The sequence below is a fragment of the Pedobacter sp. genome (assembly GCF_035317785.1).
Classification (GTDB): Bacteria; Bacteroidota; Bacteroidia; order Sphingobacteriales; family Sphingobacteriaceae; genus Pedobacter.
In genome coordinates this window covers 1-2626 of the sequence record NZ_DATHGC010000222.1, presented here as the reverse complement: position 1 = coordinate 2626, position 2626 = coordinate 1, and the positions used below count along the sequence as shown (strand labels likewise).

Genomic DNA, 2626 nt, shown 5'->3' with positions numbered 1-2626 from the left:
AAAGGCATGCCACAGGTCACATTGAGTACCAGCACCACCTATAAAGATCTGATTGAATTTGTACAGGGCGAGCTCGGAGAGATCGGCATCAGGACAAAGGTCGACGTAAGTCCGAGTCCCAGTCTCCGCGACCTGATGTCTAAAAATGAAGTGAATTTCTTCCGTGGCTCCTGGATAGCCGATTACCCCGACGGCGAAATCTACCTCGCCATGTTCTACTCCAAAAACAAAGTGCCAAACGGACCAAATTATACAGCCTACTACAATGACGAATTTGACAGGCTGTTTGAAAAGAGCTATTATGAGGCTGACAATGAAAAACGGTATAAGATGTACCACAAGATGGACAGTATGGTCATAGACAATGCCAGCATCGTTCCCATTTTTTATGACCAGTCGGTAGTGATGACCCAAAACAACATCAGCGGGTATGCTATAAACCCGCTGAGTTGGATGATCCTTAAAACGGTGAAGAAAAAATAACTATTTGCCGCCGTTACCCATACCGCCGCCCATGCCGCCACCCTGGCCTTCTTCTTTCTTCAAATCGTCATTCTTGATGCTTTTCTTTTGCGTAAACTTCAGTTTACCAAAGTTGTAACTAAAGTTAAGGCCAAACGAACGCAAAGGATAGTGAATATCGGTACGTTGCGTAGAAATGGCTGTATTGTTTACGGTCTTAATGTTGAGGTCCCTGCTCAGCGGATTTAGTACATTTATACCGATTGTCGCTTTTTTGTTCAAAATTTCTTTTTTAACAGCGCCGCCATAGAAATACATCATGTCTGTTTTTCCCTGGAAAGTACGTCTCGGCGAATTGATCACACCCCAGAGCTCCATATTCCATCCGCCCGGGAATGCATACGCAGAACGCATAAATGCATTGTAATTTAAAAAAGTACCCGTGTTTACATTGCTGTTGCTGTTATTTACTTCATAGGTGTTCAAACCAAAATTTGCCATCAGTGTCCATTTCGGTTTCGGATTGTAAGAACCGAAAACATTGAAACCATAAGACTTGCTGGTACCTATATTGTCATAGGTAGTCAGGTTCCTGTTGCCTTCAATGGGTGCAATTTTACTTTCAATTACATCCTGTGTATTGCGGTAAAAAACTGAAGCATTGATCACCGAACCCTTAATAAAAGTGGAATAACCCAGTTCAAGATTGTCTGTCAGCTCAGGAGAAAGGTTAGGATTTCCTTCCATAGGATTAAACACATCACTCTCATTTCTGAACGGATTCAGATAAAACAGGCTTGGACGCTGAACCCTGCGGTTATAACTCACCTTTACCGTACTCATTCCCTTTAGTGTTTGAGACAAGATCAAACTTGGGAACACATTGAAGTAATCGTTGTCAAAGGGAACAGAATTTCCCGCCAGACCATTGATTTTGGTATACTCTGCCCTCAGCCCTGCCTTCGCGGTGATCTTTTTGGTCAATTTAAAACCAAGCACCCCATAAGCACTGGCTACATTCTGGTCATAGTCAAAATCCTGTGCACTGTTATCATAATCGCTGTTGATCTTTCTGAAAATCCCTTTAGCACCTGTCTCCAGGGTTGTCGATTTGCTAAACGGATAAACGTAATCACTCTGTAAAGTGTACTCGTTGTTTTTTCCAGTGTTAGAACCTATCACCTCCACGTCAGGTATTCCCGCAGCGACGAAGCGGTTGGAAAAATCACTGCCGTTGCGCCCAGTCGAAAGCTGTGCAGACACACTAAATTCTTCGCCCTCTCTTTTACTTGTCTTCCTGTAATCCATGGTCCAGTCCAGGTTTTTGAAACTCATGTCCATATCCCTGATGTTCCTTGAAAAATCCTGGTTCACGAAAATATCAGAGCTGCCCGGACCGCCGTTTGAAAAACTGTTCAGTTTCACATTGGTGGTAAAGTTATTGTAACCATTGAGGTCATAATCCAAACCTGCACTGCCGTTATAACCGACTCTCGACCATTTGGAAAATCCATTTTGATTTACTGTATTGGTTACACCATTTAGTGTAGAGCTGTTAAAAACCACTACGTTTGAGTTTTGCGGATAAGCATGGTTTACGCCAAGACTGGTGGTTACAGCCAGACGGCCTGTTTTCACATTGAGGTTAAACGCACCGTTGTTCGACCTGGTTCCTCCGGAAGCATTTACACTCCCGCTCGTTCCTTCAGCAGCACTTTTCTTAGTAATGATGTTGACGATCCCCCCGGAACCTTCTGCGTCATATTTAGCCGAAGGGCTTGTGATCACCTCCACGCTCTTGATCTGCTCAGCAGGAATCATCTTCAGCGCATCTGCCACACTGTTGGCCATTGTACCCGATGGCTTTCCATTGATCAGCACACGGACAGAACTTCCGCGCAGCTGCAAGTTTCCGTTCATATCAACAGAAAGCATAGGTACTTTGCGCATGACATCAGTAGCGTCTCCGCCTGCATTGGTAATATCGGCTTCTGCATTGTACACCAGTTTATCAACTTTGTTTTCTATCAAAGCTTTCTGACCTACAATAGCTACCTCTTTCAGGCTGCTCTCGGTGGGGCTGATATAAATTGTACCCGCATTGAGGTCCGGTTTTTCCGGGCTGGTCTTTACCGATATTGTCTTAGTCTTGTAGCCCATAAAA

The 2626-nt window shown here is 44.1% G+C and carries 2 protein-coding genes; one reads left to right on the top strand and one right to left on the bottom strand.

Annotated features, from left to right (window positions below; genetic code table 11):
* A partial coding sequence (locus VK541_RS13445) for an ABC transporter substrate-binding protein (protein ID WP_324370846.1) occupies window positions 1–483 on the top strand: 483 nt, incomplete at its 5' end.
* On the opposite strand, the gene VK541_RS13440 is transcribed toward VK541_RS13445, so the two are convergent.
* The coding region (locus tag VK541_RS13440) for a TonB-dependent receptor domain-containing protein (RefSeq protein WP_324370845.1) at window positions 484–2626 on the bottom strand (2143 nt) is incomplete at its 5' end.